Annotated in this window: 16 protein-coding genes and 1 pseudogene; 8 read left to right on the top strand and 9 right to left on the bottom strand. The window is 73.1% G+C overall.

All coding sequences use genetic code 11. From position 1 onward, the window contains the following. Positions 1 to 147 precede the first annotated feature (147 nt). Positions 148 to 1,590, top strand: coding sequence for an NADP-dependent phosphogluconate dehydrogenase (gene gndA, locus ABEE00_RS14065; RefSeq protein WP_345745760.1), 1,443 nt, complete (start codon positions 148 to 150; stop codon positions 1,588 to 1,590). A 366-nt stretch (positions 1,591 to 1,956) separates the two neighbouring features. Here gndA and ABEE00_RS14060 read toward each other — a convergent pair whose 3' ends face one another. Both ABEE00_RS14060 and ABEE00_RS14055 read right to left on the bottom strand, forming a co-directional pair. After that, positions 1,957 to 3,330, bottom strand: a complete 1,374-nt coding sequence (locus tag ABEE00_RS14060) for a sodium/glutamate symporter (RefSeq protein WP_345745759.1) — start codon at positions 3,328 to 3,330, stop codon at positions 1,957 to 1,959. A 229-nt stretch (positions 3,331 to 3,559) separates the two neighbouring features. Next, positions 3,560 to 4,186: a hypothetical protein gene (locus ABEE00_RS14055; protein ID WP_345745758.1), complete on the bottom strand. Its 627-nt coding sequence runs from the start codon at positions 4,184 to 4,186 to the stop codon at positions 3,560 to 3,562. A 210-nt stretch (positions 4,187 to 4,396) separates the two neighbouring features. Between ABEE00_RS14055 and ABEE00_RS14050 the strand changes: the two genes are divergently transcribed. Further along, positions 4,397 to 5,587, top strand: a complete 1,191-nt coding sequence (locus ABEE00_RS14050; protein WP_345745757.1) for a helix-turn-helix transcriptional regulator — start codon at positions 4,397 to 4,399, stop codon at positions 5,585 to 5,587. A gap of 43 nt (positions 5,588 to 5,630) precedes the next feature. Here the strand turns inward: ABEE00_RS14050 and ABEE00_RS14045 are convergent, their stop codons facing one another. The 3 genes from ABEE00_RS14045 to ABEE00_RS14035 form a co-directional block, all read right to left on the bottom strand. After that, complete coding sequence (locus ABEE00_RS14045) at positions 5,631 to 6,617, bottom strand: cytochrome c oxidase assembly protein (RefSeq protein ID WP_345745756.1); 987 nt, start codon at positions 6,615 to 6,617, stop codon at positions 5,631 to 5,633. 95 nt (positions 6,618 to 6,712) lie between these two features. Next, a complete protein-coding gene (locus ABEE00_RS14040) occupies positions 6,713 to 7,441 on the bottom strand; it encodes a type 1 glutamine amidotransferase (protein WP_345745755.1) in 729 nt (242 codons plus the stop codon). Between the two features lie 25 nt (positions 7,442 to 7,466). After that, positions 7,467 to 8,705, bottom strand: a complete 1,239-nt coding sequence (locus tag ABEE00_RS14035; protein ID WP_345745754.1) for a MurT ligase domain-containing protein — start codon at positions 8,703 to 8,705, stop codon at positions 7,467 to 7,469. A 120-nt stretch (positions 8,706 to 8,825) separates the two neighbouring features. Between ABEE00_RS14035 and def the strand changes: the two genes are divergently transcribed. Then, the gene (gene def, locus ABEE00_RS14030) at positions 8,826 to 9,407 is read left to right on the top strand and encodes a peptide deformylase (RefSeq protein ID WP_345745753.1); all 582 of its coding nucleotides are present in this window, start codon (positions 8,826 to 8,828) and stop codon (positions 9,405 to 9,407) included. Between the two features lie 55 nt (positions 9,408 to 9,462). On the opposite strand, the gene ABEE00_RS14025 is transcribed toward def, so the two are convergent. Further along, positions 9,463 to 10,209 carry a TetR/AcrR family transcriptional regulator gene (locus ABEE00_RS14025; RefSeq protein ID WP_345745752.1) on the bottom strand — a complete coding sequence of 249 codons (747 nt, stop codon included), beginning with the start codon at positions 10,207 to 10,209 and terminating at the stop codon, positions 9,463 to 9,465. A 250-nt stretch (positions 10,210 to 10,459) separates the two neighbouring features. On the opposite strand from ABEE00_RS14025, the gene ABEE00_RS14020 reads away from it, so the two are divergent. Further along, positions 10,460 to 11,692, top strand: coding sequence for an acyl-CoA dehydrogenase family protein (locus tag ABEE00_RS14020; RefSeq protein ID WP_345745751.1), 1,233 nt, complete (start codon positions 10,460 to 10,462; stop codon positions 11,690 to 11,692). A gap of 146 nt (positions 11,693 to 11,838) precedes the next feature. Beyond that, the gene (locus ABEE00_RS14015) at positions 11,839 to 12,006 is read left to right on the top strand and encodes a hypothetical protein (RefSeq protein WP_345745750.1); all 168 of its coding nucleotides are present in this window, start codon (positions 11,839 to 11,841) and stop codon (positions 12,004 to 12,006) included. A gap of 72 nt (positions 12,007 to 12,078) precedes the next feature. Here the strand turns inward: ABEE00_RS14015 and ABEE00_RS14010 are convergent, their stop codons facing one another. From ABEE00_RS14010 to ABEE00_RS14000, 3 genes are all read right to left on the bottom strand, one after another. Next, the gene (locus ABEE00_RS14010; protein ID WP_345745749.1) at positions 12,079 to 12,375 is read right to left on the bottom strand and encodes a hypothetical protein; all 297 of its coding nucleotides are present in this window, start codon (positions 12,373 to 12,375) and stop codon (positions 12,079 to 12,081) included. Positions 12,376 to 12,679: 304 nt separating this feature from the next. Continuing rightward, positions 12,680 to 13,699 carry a mechanosensitive ion channel family protein gene (locus ABEE00_RS14005; protein ID WP_345745748.1) on the bottom strand — a complete coding sequence of 340 codons (1,020 nt, stop codon included), beginning with the start codon at positions 13,697 to 13,699 and terminating at the stop codon, positions 12,680 to 12,682. A gap of 110 nt (positions 13,700 to 13,809) precedes the next feature. Beyond that, positions 13,810 to 14,172: a VOC family protein gene (locus ABEE00_RS14000; RefSeq protein ID WP_345745747.1), complete on the bottom strand. Its 363-nt coding sequence runs from the start codon at positions 14,170 to 14,172 to the stop codon at positions 13,810 to 13,812. A gap of 148 nt (positions 14,173 to 14,320) precedes the next feature. Here ABEE00_RS14000 and ABEE00_RS13995 point away from each other — a divergent pair, with 148 nt between their 5' ends. The 3 genes and pseudogenes from ABEE00_RS13995 to ABEE00_RS13985 all read left to right on the top strand — a co-directional run bounded on the left by ABEE00_RS13995 (position 14,321) and on the right by ABEE00_RS13985 (position 17,711). Next, entirely contained in the window at positions 14,321 to 15,454 is a 1,134-nt protein-coding gene (locus tag ABEE00_RS13995) for a PP2C family protein-serine/threonine phosphatase (protein WP_345745746.1), read from the top strand. A gap of 175 nt (positions 15,455 to 15,629) precedes the next feature. Then, positions 15,630 to 16,328: pseudogene (locus tag ABEE00_RS13990) on the top strand (lysophospholipid acyltransferase family protein); the annotation flags it as partial. 315 nt (positions 16,329 to 16,643) lie between these two features. Continuing rightward, the gene (locus ABEE00_RS13985) at positions 16,644 to 17,711 is read left to right on the top strand and encodes an NAD-dependent epimerase/dehydratase family protein (protein ID WP_345745745.1); all 1,068 of its coding nucleotides are present in this window, start codon (positions 16,644 to 16,646) and stop codon (positions 17,709 to 17,711) included. The last annotated feature ends 9 nt before the right edge of the window (positions 17,712 to 17,720 follow it).

The raw sequence follows: 17,720 nt of genomic DNA, 5'->3' as shown, positions 1-17,720 counted from the left end.
ATCATGTGCCGGGGTGCCGTCCACACATCGGGGTCCCGCATCGGGGCCCTGCACCGGGGCCCATGCATCGGGGCCCCGCAGCCGGATACCCGCGTGATTCCCGGGCCCGCGAGCGCGCCGGGCGACCGTCCTTCAAGGAGTGACCGCATGAGCACACGCGCACAGATCGGCGTCACGGGGCTGGCCGTCATGGGCCGCAACCTCGCGAGGAACTTCGCCAGGAACGGCTACGGCGTCGCGGTGCACAACCGCACGGCGGCCAGGACCCGGGAGCTGGTGGACGAGTTCGGGCAGGAGGGCACCTTCGTACCGGCCGAGTCGGCGGAGGAGATGGTCGCCGCGCTGGAGCGCCCGCGCCGCATCGTGATCATGGTGAAGGCGGGCGAGCCCACCGACGCGGTGATCGAGGAGTTCGCGCCGCTGCTGGAGGAGGGCGACATCCTCATCGACGGCGGCAACGCGCACTTCGAGGACACCCGCCGCCGCGAGAAGGCACTGCGCGAGCGCGGGCTGCACTTCGTCGGCACCGGCATCTCCGGCGGCGAGGAGGGCGCGCTGCACGGGCCGAGCATCATGCCCGGCGGCAGCGCGGAGGCGTACGAGGCGCTGCGCCCGCTGCTGGAGTCCGTCGCGGCGAAGGCCCCCGACGGCACGCCCTGCACCACGCACATCGGCCCGGACGGCGCGGGCCACTTCGTGAAGATGGTGCACAACGGCATCGAGTACGCCGACATGCAGCTCATCGGCGAGGCGTACCACCTGCTGCGGAACGCCGCGGGCTTCCCGCCGGACCGCATCGCGGAGATCTTCCGGCGCTGGAACGAGGGCCCGCTCGACTCGTATCTGATCGAGATCACCGCGCAGGTCCTCGCGCACACCGACGCGGCGACCGGCAAGCCCTTCGTGGACGTGGTGACCGACCAGGCCGAGCAGAAGGGCACCGGGCGCTGGACCGTGCAGACCGCGCTCGGCCTGGGCGTTCCCGTCTCCGGCATCGCCGAGGCGGTGTTCGCGCGCTCCCTCTCGGGCCACGCGGAGCTGCGCGAGGCGACGGCGGGGCTGGCCGGTCCCGAGACGCCGCCGCTGGAGGGCACGGACGCGGAGGAGTTCGCCGACCAGGTCCAACAGGCGCTCTACGCCTCGAAGATCGTATCGTACGCGCAGGGCTGGCACATGATCCAGGCCGCCAGCGAGGAGTACGGCTGGGACATCGCGCCCGGCGCCGTGGCCGCGGTCTGGCGCGCGGGCTGCATCATCCGCGCGGCCTTCCTGGACCGGGTGCGCAGCGCGTTCGCCGCCGATCCGCGGCTGCCCTCGCTGCTCGCGGACGAGGGCTTCGCGAAGGAGCTGGGCGAGGCGCAGAACGGCTGGCGGGGCGTGGTGGCGGCGGCCGCGCGGCGCGGCATCCCGGCGCCGGGGTTCTCCGCGGCGCTGGCGTACTACGACGCGCTGCGCAGCAGCCGGCTGCCCGCCGCGCTCACCCAGGCGCAGCGGGACTACTTCGGTGCGCACACCTACCGCCGCACCGACCGCGAGGGCGTCTTCCACACGCTCTGGTCGGGCGACCGCAGCGAGGTGCGGACCGACTGACACCGGCGCAAGCAGGGCAGGCAGGACACACACCCTCACGCACACGGCAGTTGAGGAGCACAGCACATGAGCACTCCCCCTCCCGATCCGGTTCCTCCGACGCCGACGCCGGAGCCGGGACCCGGCGGTCCGGGTCCCGGGCCGGTGCCGGGTCCCGTACCCGGACCCGGGCCCGACCCCGTACCGCCGTCCCCTCCGCGGCCGGGACCCGACCCGATGCCGCCCGCTCCTCCGCAGCCCGAGCCCGAGCCGCAGCCCCAGCCGGACCCGGCGCAGCCGTGAGCGGTACGGGGTGAGGCTGCCCCGTACGAAGGAGAGCCCCGGGCCGCGCGGGTCCGGGGCTCTCTCATGGGATGGCGGCGGGCGTCAGACGGCCGCGTCCTCCGCGGGCTGCGGCGTGCCGGACGCTCCGCGGCGCTTGGGCGTCCAGCCGCACAGGAACGGCAGCGCGAGCGCGACCAGCCCGGCCGCGACCCAGACGCCGGCGACGGCCCACACGGCGCCCGTCGCGATCATGACGGGCACGAAGGTGACGGTGACCGTCTCGACGGGCGCCACGGGGATGTAGGCGACCCCGAACTCCTCCAGCGTCCCGCTCTTGAGCTTCGGGTCGACCATGCGCAGCAGGGCGATGGCGGTGGCCGCGGCGCCGGTGGTCCAGCCCCAGGTGGTGACGGCCTTCTCGAACCAGTTCCCGTCGAAGGCGCGCGGCGCCACCCACAGGAACAGGAACAGGCACAGCGCCAGCCCCACGACGAACAGCAGCACCAGGGGCAGCCAGTACGAGGCGACCAGGCTCGGCACGATGGAGGCGATCCCGCAGGTGATCAGCACGTCGGTTGCGGTGCCGGAGAGCGACTTGAGGGACTGCCCGTCCACGTACCGCCAGGCCGGGGTGCGGGCGAGCCCGGCGCGCAGCACCAGGCCGAGGATGAAGGCCAGCGCGAAGACCGGGACCATCAGCGAGGGGAAGGCCCCGGTGATCAGCTCGGAGACGCCGTAGGCGGCAGCGGCCAGCGCGGCGACGACGCACACCTGGAGGCCGAGCGGTTCGATGGAGGCGGGCGAGGTGGTGGCGGAGCCGGTGGAGGCGCGCTCCTCCTCGTTGCGCACGAGGCCCGAGCGCAGGTCCTCGGGGAGGGTCTCGAAGCGGCCGAGGCCCTGGGTGTGGCCGCGCCGCGCGCCCCAGTTGTTGAGGATGATGCCGCCCACGACGCCGACCAGCATGCCCGCGGTGGCCGAGGTGAAGCCGAGCGAGGCGGCGCCCTCCCAGCCCGAGGACTCGAAGGCGCTGCCCAGCGCCGCGGCCGTGCCGAAGCCGCCGGCCCACCCGGCGAACAGCAGCGCGCCGAAGCCGTCCGGGACGCCCCACAGCGGCTGGAGCACGAGCAGCGCGAGCAGCATGCCGACGCCGACCTGGAGCGCGTACGCGGCGACGCTGTAGGAGCCGTACGTGCCCGCCGACTTGCCGAAGCCCTTGAGGCTCAGCCCGTCGGTCAGCGCGAGGCAGGCGAAGACCACGACGATCAGCACGGACGCGTACGTCTCCAACTGGTCGGAGAAGGGCAGCAGCCCCAGGCACTGCGGCCCGAGCAGCAGGCCCAGGAAGCCCGCGATGACGCTGGACGGCAGCATCAGCCGCTGCACGATCCGCACCCTGGCCCGGACCAGGGTGCCGACGACCAGCAGGACGGCTATGAGTCCGGCGTCGCTGAGCAGCGACCACGGCGTGTACGTCATGGAATCTCCGGGCTGTACTGGGGGTTTTACCTGTGGTTCTCGGTGCTTTACCTGCGCTTTAGGGGGACCGGAGATTTTTACCAGCGCGACGCCGGGAAACGGAAACCGGGGCTCCGAAGTCGCCGGACTGTGGGCGGTATTGCCCGATTGGGCAGGGAATTTCGCGAGGCGGACGCCGTGACCCACGCCACAGCGCATCCTGCCCCTCACCGACTCGGCGGCCCGCCCCTCACCGCTCCCGCAGACGGCGGACGTACACCTCGTCCGAGGGTGCCCCGCCCGCCTCCCTGAACCGTCCGAGCCGGGTCCACCGCGCCGCCCGCCACACCTCGCGGGCCACCACGTCGTCGTGCGGAACCCGTGCGACCGCCACGGCCGCCGCGGTCTCCGCGAGCAGCATGTCCAGCATCCGGAGGGCGAGACCCGCGCGCCGGTACTCGGGCAGCACCATGAGCTCGGCCACCTCGAACACCCTGCCCAGGGCCGTCAGCATCTCGAGCTCGTGCGGCAGCGGACCGGCGAACCCCTCCCACCACGCGCCCTCGCGGCAGGCCGGAACGCCGTAGCAGCACCCGGCCGGCTCCGCGTTCTGGGCGATGACCAGCGCGAATCCACTGGTCAGCAGATGGCGCTCCAGCCGCACGAGGAAGCCAGGGCGGTGGTCGAAGAGCGTCAGGCCGCGCGGCGAGTACGCCGCCAGGGACAGGTCGGCCAGCTCCTCCCGCCACTGATCCGCCTGCCAGCGGGTCATGCGGCGCAGGAAGACGGCGGACGGGGCCGCGAGGAGGGGCGCCGGCCCGGGAGTCGGGTCGGGAGCCGGGTCGGGTGCGGAGGTCGAGCCGGGTGCAGAGGTCATGACGGTCTCGTCTCGTGTCGCGTCGCGCCGGGAGCGGCACGGCCCGGGCCGTACGTACGGGCCGTACGTACGGGGAGGGCGCGGGAACCGGCGGGTGGCCCGGCCGGTCCTTCCCGTGCTCCGGCATGCCTCCCGGATCGGGACCGACCGTAGGCGCGCTGGGACACCCGGCCCATCCCAGAGTTCTGGGACGAGGTCTAGGTTCGTTTTATGAACGCGTGGTCGCGCACCCCGTCACCGCACAGCGCGCGCCCCGTGGCGGTACGCCGCCGCAGACTCCTGGACGCGTTCGGGCGCGGGACGGCCGTGCAGTCGGGACCGCCGGCCGCCAGGTCGCTGGAGCTCCTGGACACGGCGGCGCAGTGCCTGGTCAAGGCCGTGCCGGCGGATGTGTGGTGCGCCGTGCTGCTGGATCCGGCCACGTTCCTGGACACCGGGGGCCAGCACGAGCACGGCTTCCCGGCGCGGGTCATGCCCCGCCTCTTCGAGATCGAGCACGCCGAGCAGGCCGGAGCGGACAACATCCGCCGCATGGCCCGCCGCCGCGCCCCCGCCAGCCTCCTCAGCCACACCATGGCGGGGCACCTGGAGGAGAGCGTCTACTACCAGGACGTGCTGCGCCCCGAGGGCCTCACCGACGAGCTGCGCGTGCTGCTGCGCGACGGCCGCCGCACCTGGGGGCTGCTCGTGCTGTGCCGGGCGCCCGGCTCGCTCCCCTTCACGGCGGGGGACGCGAACCTCGCCGCCGCGCTCAGCGCCCCCGCCTCCCGCGCCATCCGCCACTCCTTCCTGCTCAGCGGCATCGACAGGGCGGACGTCCCGGAGGCGCCCGGCCTGATCGTGCTCGACGACGCCCACCGGCTGCGCCATGTCAGCCCCACGGCCGACTACTGGCTGGGCACCGTGCAGGAACGGCACGCCGCGTCCAGGCCACTCCCGCTCGCCGTGTACGCCATCGCGGCCCGCACCCGTGGCGCTGGCGCAGGGGAACAGGTCACCTCCCGGGTCAGGGGCAGCACGGGGCACTGGCTCACGTGCCGCGCCTGGCGGGCCGCGGAGCCGGGGGAAGAGGGACCGCTCACCTACGTCTCCATCGGCCCCAGCCATCCGGGCGAGCTGACCGCGATCGTGCTCGACGCGTACGGGCTGACCGCGCGCGAACGGGAGATCACCCAGCTCGTCCTGCTCGGCCGCTCCACGGCGGAGATCGCGAAGACGCTGCACATCACCGGCTACACGGTGCAGGACCACCTGCGGAAGGTCTTCGACAAGGCGGGCGTGCGCAGCCGCCGCGAGCTCACCGGCGACCTCTTCATGCGCCACTACCTCCCGTACCTGGCCGCGCCGCCGCTGAGCACCGACGGCCGGATGCGTGCGGAGAGGCCGGGCACGGTGGCCTAGCCGCCGTGCCCGGCCGAGAGGCGCCGGGAGCTACCGGCCGGGGCTACTGGCTCTTCGCCTGGAGCGACGCCAGATAGGCGTTGTAGGCGGCGAGTTCCTTGTCGCCGTCGCGGTCGGCCTGCCGGTCGCGGCGGCGCGCCTGCCGCTCGTCGGAGAGGTGCCACTGGAAGAGCAGCGCCACCAGCACCACGACCGAGGGGATCTCGCTGAACGCCCAGGCGATGCCGCCGGCGGCGTTCTGGTCGGCGAGCGCGTCCACCCCGAGGGAGGCCGGCGGGTTCGCGTACGTCTCGACCATGGGCTCGCTGCCCATCATCAGCGCGATGCCGAAGAACGCGTGGAAGGGCATGCCCGCGAACAGCTCCAGCATCCGCATCACATAGCCGGGCCGGTGCGGCCCCGGGTCCACGCCCATGATCGGCCAGAAGAAGACCAGTCCGACGGCGAGGAAGTGCACCATCATCGCGATGTGCCCGGTCCTGGACTCCATCAGGAAGTCGAAGAGCGGCGTGAAGTACAGCGCGTAGAGGCTGGCGATGAAGAGCGGGATGGTGAACGCCGGGTGCGAGATGATCTTCACGTACCGGCTGTGCAGCAGCGCCACCAGCAGCTCGCGCGGGCCCTTCCTGCCCCGGCCCGCGGAGGGCAGCGCGCGCAGCGTGAGCGTGATGGGCGCGCCGAGCAGCAGCAGGATCGGCGACAGCATGCTGATGATCATGTGCTGCACCATGTGCACGCTGAACAGCACCATGCCGTAGTCGTTCAGCTTGGTGCACATCACCAGCACGATGGTCAGCACGCCGACGACCCACGAAATCGTGCGCCCCACGGGCCACTTGTCGCCCCGGCGCCGCAGCCGCAGCACCGCCCAGCCGTACAGGACGAGGCCCAGCACGCAGCTCACGAGGAAGAACGTGTCCGCCGAGAACTGCAGCCCCCGGCCCAGCGTGAACGGCGGCAGATCCATGTTCATGCCGTGCATGCCATGCATGCCGCCCATGCCCTCGCCGCCGTGCCCGCCGTGATCCATCCCGTACTCTCCCGATTCGCACCGATCCGCCTGCACCAGACTAGAACCGCCCCCGCCGCGCGGAGCGGGCGGGGGCGGTCGTGTTCGCGGGTGCCTCAGGCGGGCTGGGTGGCGGCCGCGATGCGCTCCTGGCGCAGCGCCTCGTACCACTGGTCGTTGACCGGCGGCAGCGCGTTCACGTCCAGCGCCAGCTTGATGAGCATGTCGGCGATCAGCGGGTTCCTGGCGAGCACGGGGCCGTGCATGTAGGTGCCGAACACCGTGTCGTTCCAGGCGCCTTCGGTGCCGTCGCCCACGCCGTTGCCCTTGCCCAGGTGGGTGCGGGCCAGCGGGCGGGCCTGGGGTCCGACCTGGGTGACGCCCTGGTGGTTCTCGAAGCCGGTGAGCTGCGGGAGGCCCAGCTGCGGGTCGATGTCGGCCAGGACGTCGCCGACGCAGCGCTCCGCCTCGCCGCGCATGCTCACCACGTCGAGCAGCCCGAGGCCCTGCTCGCGCTCGCCGAGGTCGTTGATGAACTCGCGGCCCACGATCTGGTAGCCCGCGCACACCGAGAAGACGATCGCGCCGTTGTCCACGGCGCGGTTCAGCCCGCCGTCACGGCGCAGCCGCTCGGCCGCGAGCCGCTGCGGACGGTCCTCGCCGCCGCCGATCAGATAGATGTCGGCGGAGGTGGGGATCGCCTGGTCGGAGCGGATGTCGGCGCGCTCGACGGCCAGCCCGCGCTGCTGTGCGCGGCGCTGCACCACCAGCGCGTTGCCCTGGTCCCCGTAGGTGCTCAGCAGGTCGGGGTAGACCCACACCACGCGGAGGCTCGTGTCTGCCATGTCTCGAAACTCCTTTGGCGGGTGGTCAGTTGCCGACGGCGCGGCGCAGGTCCTGGAAGGCGGTGTAGTTGGCGATGGCCTCGATGCGTCCCGGCGGGCAGCCGCGCACCGCCTCCTCGGGCGTCTCGCACACCTGGAAGTCCACGCCCGCGACCTCCAACCGTACGGCGAGGTCGAGGCGGCGGTCGCCGAGCACCCGGATGGGGTGTCCCGCGAGACGCGAGTAGTCCACGTCCCACAGCCAGGAGGTGTCGGTGCCGTCGGCGCCCCGCGCGTTGACCGACAGGATCACGGGCGCGGGCGGCGGGTCGATCAGCGAGAACGTCTCCAGCCAGCCGGCCGGGTTCTTGGCGAGCAGCAGGCGCACGTCGCGGTTCTGGTACTGCACCACGTCGTAGCGTCCGGCGACTGCCTGCACCGAGTACATCCGCTCCAGCGCGGTCTGCGGGGGCACGCCGAAGGCGGCGGCGACGGCGGCCGACGTCGTCGCGTTGGCCTTGTTGGCGCGGCCCGGCAGCTGGAGGTGGATGGGCCAGGCGGAACCGTGCGGGTCCAGCACGTGGTCGCCGGAGAGCGCCCAGCTCGGCGTGGGACGGCGGAAGCCGCACTCACCGCAGAACCAGTCGTCGCCGGGCCGCTGCATCACACCGCCGCAGGCGGGGCAGGACCACGCGTCGTCCTTCCACTCCTGGCCCGCGGCGACCCACACCACGTTCGCCGAGGAGGAGGCGGCCCACACCACCAGCGGGTCGTCCGCGTTGGCGATGATCACGGCCTTCTGCCCGGCCAGGCCCTCGCGCCAGTGCTCGGCGAGCATGCGCGTCTCGGCGGCCCGGTCGAGCTGGTCGCGGGAGAGGTTGAGCAGCGCGATGGCCTTGGGCGTGGTGTCCCTGGCGACCGTGTGCAGGTACTTCTCGTCGACCTCGATCACGCCGTACCTGGCGGTCGAGCCGCCGGCCAGCGCCGAGGTGATGCCCGCGGGCATGTTGGCGCCCAGCGCGTTCGAGACGACCTCGCCCTGGGCGCGCAGCGCCTCGGCGATCAGCCGGGTCGTGGTGGTCTTGCCGTTGGTCGCCGAGACCAGCACGACGTCGAGGTGCTGAGCCACGCGTTGCAGCAGGTCGGGGTCGAGCCTGAGCGCGACCTTTCCTCCGATCACCGATCCGCTGCCGCGGCCCGCGGCCCGTGAGACCGCCGCCGCCGCCCTGCCCGCGGATACGGCGAACCTCGATCGCGGCGAGAGCGGCTCCGTGTTGCCTGCCATCGTCCTTGCTCCTCCTTGCCCCTCGGTCGTGGAGAAGCCTACCGATCCGCGGCGGTGCGCCCGTAACCGCGGCACCTTCGAAGATCACGCGTCCCCGTACGGCCCCGTATCCTGGCGCCCATGACGCGCTCCCCCATACCCGGTTCCACAGGCGGCGTACGAGGGATGCGCGTGTACGGGGATCCCGTGCTGCACACGGCGGCGCGCGAGGCCACCGCGGCCGACGGGCCGCTGGACGCGCTGGTGGAGGACCTGTTCGCCACGATGTACGCGCACTCGGGCGTGGGTCTCGCGGCGCCCCAGATCGGCGTGCCGCTCCGCGTGTTCGTCTACGACTGCCCGGATGACGAGGACGTGCGGCACCGCGGATATCTGATCAATCCGCGCCTCGCCCATACGGGCGGGATGCTGCTGCGCGAGCCCGAGGGCTGCCTGTCCCTGCCGGGCCTCGAAGCGGGCACGGTGCGCTGCGACGAGGCCACGGCCGAGGGCAGCGATCTTGAGGGCGCGCCCCTGCGCGTCTCCGGCACCGGCTTCTTCGCGCGCTGCCTCCAGCACGAGCTGGACCATCTCGACGGCACGGTCTACCCGGACCGCGTCTCAGGACTGCGCAGGCGCAGGGTGCTGCGCGCGGCGCGGCGTACGGAGTGGTGGGGCGCGGAGTCGTGGACCGCCGTCGCGGGGGCGGGCGCGGCGCGCTGAGCGTCGGCCGAGCGCGCCTCGTACCCCCTCCAGTCCCCTCAGAAGCGGGAGCCGCTCAGAACCCCGGCACGCCCACCCGGTCGCCCGCGGCCGCGAGCCTGCCCCACAGGAGGTCGGCCAGGTGCTGGACCAACTGGGCGCGGGGGCAGGGGCGTTCGCGCAGCCACCAGTCGCCGGCCGCGTGCATCATGCCGACTATCCCGTGGCCCCACACCCGCGCCAGCTCCTCGCCGCCGGGGCCCAGGTCCACGCGCTCGCCGATGACCTCGGCCAGCTCCTCGCCGAGGCGGCGCAGCAGCGGCGCCGAGTGCTGGCCCACGTCGAAGCTCTGCTCGCCGCCGTGCTCCTCGGCCGGATGCATCAGGAAGCGGTAGACCTGCGGCCTGGCCTCGATCGCCGCGAGGTAGGTGTCGAGGGTGGCCTCCACGCGCTCACGGCGCTCGGTCGGCGCGTCCAGCGCGGCGCGCAGCGAGGACAGCAGCCCGTCGGTGTGCCGCACGGCGAGGGCGCGGTAGAGGCCGCCCTTGTCGCCGAAGTGCCGGTAGAGGATCGGCTTGGTGATCCCGGCCTCCGCCGCGATGGCGTTCATCGAGGCCCCGGGGCCGTCTCTGAGCACCACGCGGTCGGCCGCCTCCAGCAGCTCTCTGCGCCGCTTCTCCGCCGCGCTCTGCTGCTCGTCCTGCGCGGGGCGCTGCCCCTCCTGCTGCGCCTCCTGCCGAGGAGGGCGCCCCTCCTGCTGAGGGGTGCCGGTCCGCGTACCGGCCGAGCCCGTACCCGCCGCACCCGCAGTGGTCGTCCCCATGGTGTTCTCCCCGCCCTGATCCGCCCGTGTTCTCGCGTTGCCCCCCGCGCAACGTAACACCTCGCGGCGCGCGTTCCGGCGGGCGGGAGGAACCGGGCGCAGGACGGCCGGGGAGTTGACATCCCTTACTGGCCAGTAACAGACTGCATTACCGAAGGTAACGTACCGAACGTGCTGAACGTGCTGTCAGGGAGAGCGGGTTGACGGGCCGACCGGCCCCGCCCCGCGCCCACCGGGAGGGAAGACGGACATGGCCGACTCCGCATTCGCGCTCGACCTCAACGACGACCAGAAGGAGGTGCGGGACTGGATACACGGCTTCGCCGCCGACGTGATCCGGCCCGCCGCCTCGGAGTGGGACGAGCGCGAGGAGACCCCCTGGCCGGTGATCCAGGAGGCGGCCAAGATCGGCCTGTACTCGCTGGACTTCTACGCGCAGCAGTACTTCGACCCCACCGGGCTCGGCATCGCGATGACGATGGAGGAGCTGTTCTGGGGCGACGCGGGCATCGCCCTGTCCATCGTGGGCACCGGGCTCGCGGCCGTCGGCGTGCTGGCCAACGGCACCGAGGAGCAGATCGGCACCTGGGTCCCGCAGATGTACGGCGACGCGAACGACGTGAAGGTCGCCGCCTTCTGCTCCTCCGAGCCCGACGCCGGCTCCGACGTCTCGGCCATGCGCACCCGCGCGGTGTACGACGAGGCCAAGGACGAGTGGGTGCTCAACGGCACCAAGACCTGGGCGACCAACGGCGGCATCGCCAACGTGCACGTGGTCGTCGCCGTGGTGGACCCGGAGCTCGGCTCCAAGGGCCACGCCTCCTTCATCATCCCGCCCAACACCCCCGGGCTCAGCCAGGGCCAGAAGTTCAAGAAGCACGGCATCCGCGCCTCGCACACCGCCGAGGTGGTGCTGGAGGACGTCCGCGTACCCGGTCACTGCCTGCTCGGCGGCAAGGAGAAGCTGGACGAGCGGCTGGCCCGCGCGCGCGAGCGCGCCAAGAAGGGCGGCGAGCGCGTGAAGAACGCGGCGATGGCCACCTTCGAGGCCTCCCGCCCCGCGGTCGGCGCACAGGCGGTCGGCATCGCGCGCGCCGCGTACGAGGTGGCGCTCGACTACGCCAAGACGCGGGTGCAGTTCGGCCGCCCGATCATCGACAACCAGGGCATCGCCTTCCAGATCGCCGACATGCGCACCCAGGTCGACGCGGCGCGGCTGCTGGTGTGGCGCGCCTCCTGGATGGCCGCGGCGGGCCGCCCCTTCGAGTCAGCCGAGGGCTCGATGTCCAAGCTGTACGCGGCCGAGACGGCGAAGAAGGTCACCGCCCAGGCCATGCAGATCCTCGGCGGCAACGGATACACCCGCGAGTACCCGGTGGAGCGCATGCACCGGGACGCGGCGATCTACTCCATCTTCGAGGGCACCAGCGAGATCCAGCGGCTGGTCATCTCCCGGACGGTGTCCGGCACGCCGATCCGCTGACACGCCGCTCGGACGGCACTCCGGGCCGCCGCACGCCGTCGCGGCGGCCCGGGCGCGCAGAACCGTGGCGCGAGGGCCGCGGCCGGGCCAGGATGAGGCTCTGGCCGCGGCCCTTTTTCGGGTGCGGCGTGGCGGGAGGGGTGGATATGTCCCGAGCGGTGAAGACCATGGCGGTGTGCACGGTCCTGGCACTCGTGGCGGCGACGGGCTACACGGTCTCGGTCGGCGGCAACGGCTGGATGTGGTTCGCCTGGGTCGTGCTGGGCCTGGCGACCGCGGCAGCGGCGGCCACCGGCGGCGAACGCGAGCGCTAGCCGGAGCGGGACCCGGGGGTCCCTCCGGAGCGGGACCCGGGGCGCGGCGTGCCCGGACAGCCCGGCGGGAGCTCAGCGCGGGCGGGGCACTCTCCGGTGCCCGGTGGCCGTCTTCTTCCGGTTGATCTCGGAGCTGCTCAGCGGCACGGCGGCCTCGCTCGCCCCCGTACGCCGTCTGCCCAGGGAGTTCAGGGAGTGCAGCGCGCTCAGGGCGCTCAGGGCGAGCGCCGCCCGCATGATCCGTACGGTGCGGCTGCCCAGCGGTCCCTCCTGCTCCTCCCCTTCCGCGTGCCGGTGGTGCTGGGACGGGAAGGGGAGCTGGTCCGCGGGGGCTATGTGCGGGCAGCCGGCTTCGAGCGGGGTGGTCATGGGGTGATCCCTTGAGGCAGGAAAGTCTTCTGCTTCCCATGAAACGGGATGGGACACCCCGGAGGCCAGTGCCGGAGGACCCCATCACCGTACGCGTGTTCCCCAACACGGCGCGCTACGGCGGCGGTTACCGGTGGTGCGCGTGCGGTCACCGTGCGGGCGCCGCGCGAGCAGGGTGTGCGGACAGGGCGCGCGGACGGGGCGTGCTCACCGGAAACGGCCCGGCGGCCCGGCGCACGCGCCGTGGGCCGCCGGGCCGCTCTGGCCGGTGGGCGAGCCGGGCCGGCCGGGGCCGGCCCCGGGGTCAGCGCTGGGCCGGGGCGTTCACCTTGCCGCCCAGCGCGCCGTCGCCTTCCTCCTTGCGCATCCACACGGTGCGCTGCGGATGCGGGATGTCCACGCCCGCGGCGTCCAGGCCCTCCTTCACGCGGCGGCGCAGCTCGCGGGTGACGGCCCACTGCTTGAGCGGCGCGGTCTTGACCGCGACGCGCACGACGAGGCCGTCCGGGTCGATCGACTGCACGCCCCAGACCGCCGGGTCCTCCAGCAGGTCCTTGCCGTACGTGGCGTCCTGGCGCAGGCTCTGGCCGGTCTCCTCCAGCACGCTGTAGACGGTGTCCAGGTTGGAGTCGTAGGCGACCGGCACGTCGAGGACCGCGCGGGCCCACTCCTGGCTGTCGTTGCGCACGCGCAGGATCTCGCCGTTGCGGATGTGCCACAGACCGCCGTTGAGGTCGCGGACCTGGGTCAGCCGCAGGCCGACGTGCTCCACCTCGCCGATGGCCTCGCCCAGGTCGACCGAGTCGCCGACGCCGTACTGGTCCTCGACCATGATCAGCATGCCGGAGAGGTAGTCGGCGACCAGGCTCTGCGCGCCGAAGCCGATGGCCAGACCGACCACGCCGGCGCTGGCGAGCAGCGGGCCGAGGGCGATGCCGACCTGGTCCAGGATCATCGCCAGCGCCATCACGGCGACGACGATGGTCACGATGCTGCTGAGCACCGAGCCGATGGTGCGGGCGCGCTGCTGGCGCCGCTCGTCCGCGCGCGAGCGGTCGCGCTGGAGCACGGCGGGGCCGCGCCCGGTGCGGCGGGGCGCGTCCTCCTCGCCGTTCGCCGGCTGGAGTATGCGCTTCACGACGCGCGTGATGGCGCGCTTGGCGATCGCCCGCACGATGACCGCGGCCACGACGATCACGAGGATGCGCACCGGGACCCCGATCAGGGTGCCGAGGTTGTCCTGCACCCAGCCGGGAACGGCGACGGCCTGCTGGGTGACGTCACTGCTCAGGAAGTACGACGCGGACGCGTCGGTCGGTGACACGGAGGTTCTCCACTCGCTCGCTGTGCTTACTACCGGCCGCGGAGAACCTAATTCCGCTTATGACGCAGGTCAAAAATGTGCGCGCTCCGCACATGCCCTGCGACCAGCGGTCAGTCCGCTGTGCGGTGGGTGAGGACGTTGATGACGCGGCCGCCCGGGTCGCGTACGAAGAATCTGCGCACTCCCCACTCCTCGTCCTGGAGCGGGTGCACGATCTCCGCGCCGCTCTCCCGCACGGCGGCGTAGACCGCGTCCACGTCGTCCACCTCGATGCTGAGGTCGGGGTTGACCGGCGCCGTTTTGTCCTCGGTCATCAGGCTCACCTGGGCCGCGGGGACCTCGGGCGAGGCGACCGTCGAGATCCAGCCGTGGTTCATGACCTCCTGGAAGCCCAGCAGCCCGTAGAAGTCGCGGCTCTCCCGCGCCGCCTCGGAGTCGGTCGTGAGGACGGGCATGACACGGCGTACGGCCATCGGAGCTCCCGGTCGGTGAGTGCGGTGAGTGCGGTGAGTGCGCGTGCGGGTCGGGACAGAGGACAGATACTGCCCCGGAATCCCCGCCACGCCCACCCCGCGTCCGTCCCGCGCTGCGCGGGCGCGGGGTCGGAGGTATTCGTTGACCATGGCTCTTGGGCGGGACGAGGACGGGGCGCGCCGTCCGCGGAGGAACCGGTTTCTGCTGCTGATGCCCCTGGGCCTGATCCTCGTCGTCCTGGTCGTGGACGTGAACTCGCCGTACGCGATCCACCTCGGCCCGTTCCTGGCCGCCGCCCCCGCGCTGACCGCGGCCTTCGCCGGGCCGCGTACGACCGGGGCGATGAGCGTCGTGGCGCTGGGCGCGCTCGTGGCCATAGCCCACCTGCACGGCGGGCTGTTCACCGCCAACCACCAGGCGCAGCTCCTCTCGCTGCTGCTGATCTCCGTGCTGGTGGTGGCCTTCACCGTGGCCCGCGACCGCCGCACCCGGGAGCTGCGCAGGGCGCGCTCGGTCGCCGAGGTCGCGCAGCAGGCCCTCATCCGCCCGCTCCCCCGCACCGCGGGACCGCTGCGTCTCGGCCAGCTCTACGTGGCGGCCGACACCGAGGCGCGGGTGGGCGGCGATCTGTACGGGGCGGTGCGGGGCGCGGACTCCACGCGGCTGATCGTCGGCGACGTACGGGGCAAGGGGCTGCCGGCGGTGAGCGACGCGGCGCTGCTGCTCGGCGCCTTCCGCGCGACCGCGGGGCGCTGGCGGCTGCCCGAGGTGGCCGCCCATCTGGAGGCCACGGCGCAGCAGGCTGCCACCCGCGAACGGGACCCGGAGGACGGCCTGGAGTCCTTCGCGACCGCACTGATCATGGAGATCGGCGACGCGGCGCCCGCGCTGCGGCTGGTCAACTGCGGCCATCCGCCGCCGCTCAGGCTGCGCGGGGGCGAGGTGACGCCGCTGGAGGGCACCCCGGCGCTGCCGCTGGGCCTGGACGGGCTCGCGCCGGGGGACCGTCCCGTGAGCGAATTCCCGCTGCGCGAAGGGGACCTGCTCGTGCTGTGCACCGACGGCATCCTGGAGGCCCGCGACAGCTCCGGCACCTTCTATCCGCTGGCCGAGCGCGTGGCCGCCTGGAGCGGCGAGGGCCCGCAGTCGCTCATCGAGCACCTGCACGCCGACCTGCTCGCCCACGTGGGAGGCCAACTCCCCGACGACGCGGCCCTGGTGGTGGTCGAGCGCGGCACGAACGGATCCGCCGGCGGGCGGGACGGCTCCCGGGAGGGCTGAGAGCGCCGGTGCACCGCGCGGCCCGGCGGGAAGGGAACGGCCACGGTTCCCCGAGGCGACTCGCGCGCTTACACTGACCGCTCCCCGATGCGGGGGATGACCTGGGTGGACGGTAGAGGCACGCCGTGCGGGGAACGCAGGTCGGTGTCGGGTTTGTCGGACAGGTGGTTCCTGGATGTTCTATTACGTGCTCAAGTATGTCGTGCTGGGGCCCCTGTTGCGGCTGCTGTTCCGGCCGCGCATCGAGGGCCTGGAGAACATCCCGGACGAGGGCGCCGCGATCGTCGCGGGCAATCACCTCTCCTTCTCCGACCACTTCCTGATGCCCGCGATGCTGCGCCGCAGGATCACCTTCCTGGCGAAGAAGGAGTACTTCACGGGCCCCGGGCTCAAGGGCCGCCTCACCGCCGCGTTCTTCCGCAGCGCCGGGCAGATCCCGGTGGACCGCTCGGGCAAGGGCGCGGCACAGGCCGCGATCGACGAGGGCCTGGGCGTGCTCCGCAAGGGCGAGTTGCTGGGCATCTACCCGGAGGGCACCCGCTCGCACGACGGCCGGCTCTACAAGGGCCGGGTCGGCGTCGCCGCGATGGCGCTCCAGGGCGGGGTCCCGGTGATCCCGTGCGCGATGGTCGGCACCTTCGAGATCCAGCCGCCGGGGCGGAAGCTGCCGCGCCTGGGGCGGGTCACCATCAGGTTCGGCAAGCCGCTGGAGTTCTCCCGGTACGCGGCCATCTCCCAGGAGCGCGCCGCGCTGCGCGCCGTCACCGACGAGATCATGCACGAGATCCTCCAGCTCTCCGGGCAGGAGTACGTGGACCTGTACGCGCCCGACGCCAAGGCGCGGCAGGAGGCCGAGGCAGCGGCGGCGGGCGAGGGCAGGCGCGGGCTCCGCGACCGGCTGCCGGGGCTCGGGGCCGCGGCCAAGGAGCAGGCGCAGGCGCACAAGGACCGGCCGTCCGGGGAGCAGTCGCCCGGGGAGCAGTCGCCCGAGGACCAAGGCCCCAAGAGCCAGGACGCCAAGGGCCACGGCCCCAAGAACCGCTGAGCACGAGGTCGTTGCCGCTTCACCCAGCGTGCGCCCCTCGCGCGCGCCGGTGTACGCCGACAGCGGCCGGCCGCCGTCACAAGCCGCTCCGCCGGAGGCGAAAAGCCGGTGCGGCGCATCGCGGCGGACCGTAGCGTTCCCGGCATGACGGAGGGATCACGCGCTGTCGTACTCGGCGCGACCGGACAGATCGGGCGGGCCGCCGTACGGGCGCTCGCGGAGGACGGCTGGGAGGTCGTGGCCGCCTCGCGCAGCGGCGGCCGGGACGCGGAGTGGCCGGACGGCGTGCGGGTCAGGATGGTCGACCGCGAGCAGGACGGCGCGCTCGCCGACGCGGTCGGCGAGGGCTGCGGCATGCTGCTGGACTGCACAGCCATGTCACCGCGCCACGCACGCCAGGTGACGGACCTGGCGGGCCGCGTCGGCTCGGCTGTGGTGCTCTCCAGCGGCGCCGTATACGAGGACGAGCGGGGCCGCAGCTTCGCCACCCAGAGCCGGCCCGACGGCTTCCCCGCCTATCCGGTGCCGGTCGCCGAGACCCAGCGCACCGTCGCCCCGGGCGAGGCGGACTACGGCGCCCGCAAGGCCGCGCTGGAGCAGGAGTTGCTCGCGATCGGGGACAAGCTGCCGGTCACGGTGCTGCGCGCCGCGGCCGTGCACGGCAGGCACTGCCGCACACCGCGCGAGCTCCACTTCGTGAAGCGGTGGCTGGACGGCCGCAGGGTGCGGGTCCTCGCGTACGGAGGCGCCAGCAGGTTCCACCCCGTACACGTCTCCAACGTGGCCGAGTTGGTGCGGCTCGCGGCGCGCAGGCCCGGCTCCCGTGCGCTGAACGCCGCCGACCCCGGCGCGCCCACCGTCGCGGAGATCGCCGAGGCGATGGACCGCGCGCTGGGCTGGGAGGCCGAGACCGTGACCCTGGAGGGGCCGCCGCCCGAGGGGCGGCCGATGCTGGGCAGGACGCCGTGGTCGCTGCCGCATCCGCTGGTGATGGACATGGCGGCGGCGGAGCGGGAGTTGGGATACCGCGCGGTCACCACGTACGAGGACTCGCTGCCGGAGACCGCCGAGTGGCTGGCCGGGCGGCTGCGCGACCGCGACTGGCGGGACGCCTTCCCTGAGATGGCCGCCGCGTACGACCCGACGGGCGACCTCTTCGACTACGCGGCCGAGGACGCGTGGCTCGCCGAGCGGGGCGGCAAGGCGGAGTAACCGCCCGGA

This window comes from Streptomyces odontomachicola (assembly GCF_039605595.1).
Classification (GTDB): domain Bacteria; phylum Actinomycetota; class Actinomycetes; order Streptomycetales; family Streptomycetaceae; genus Streptomyces.
The sequence above is the reverse complement of the archived record's forward strand: the minus strand, read 5'-3'. Positions and strand labels throughout refer to the sequence as shown.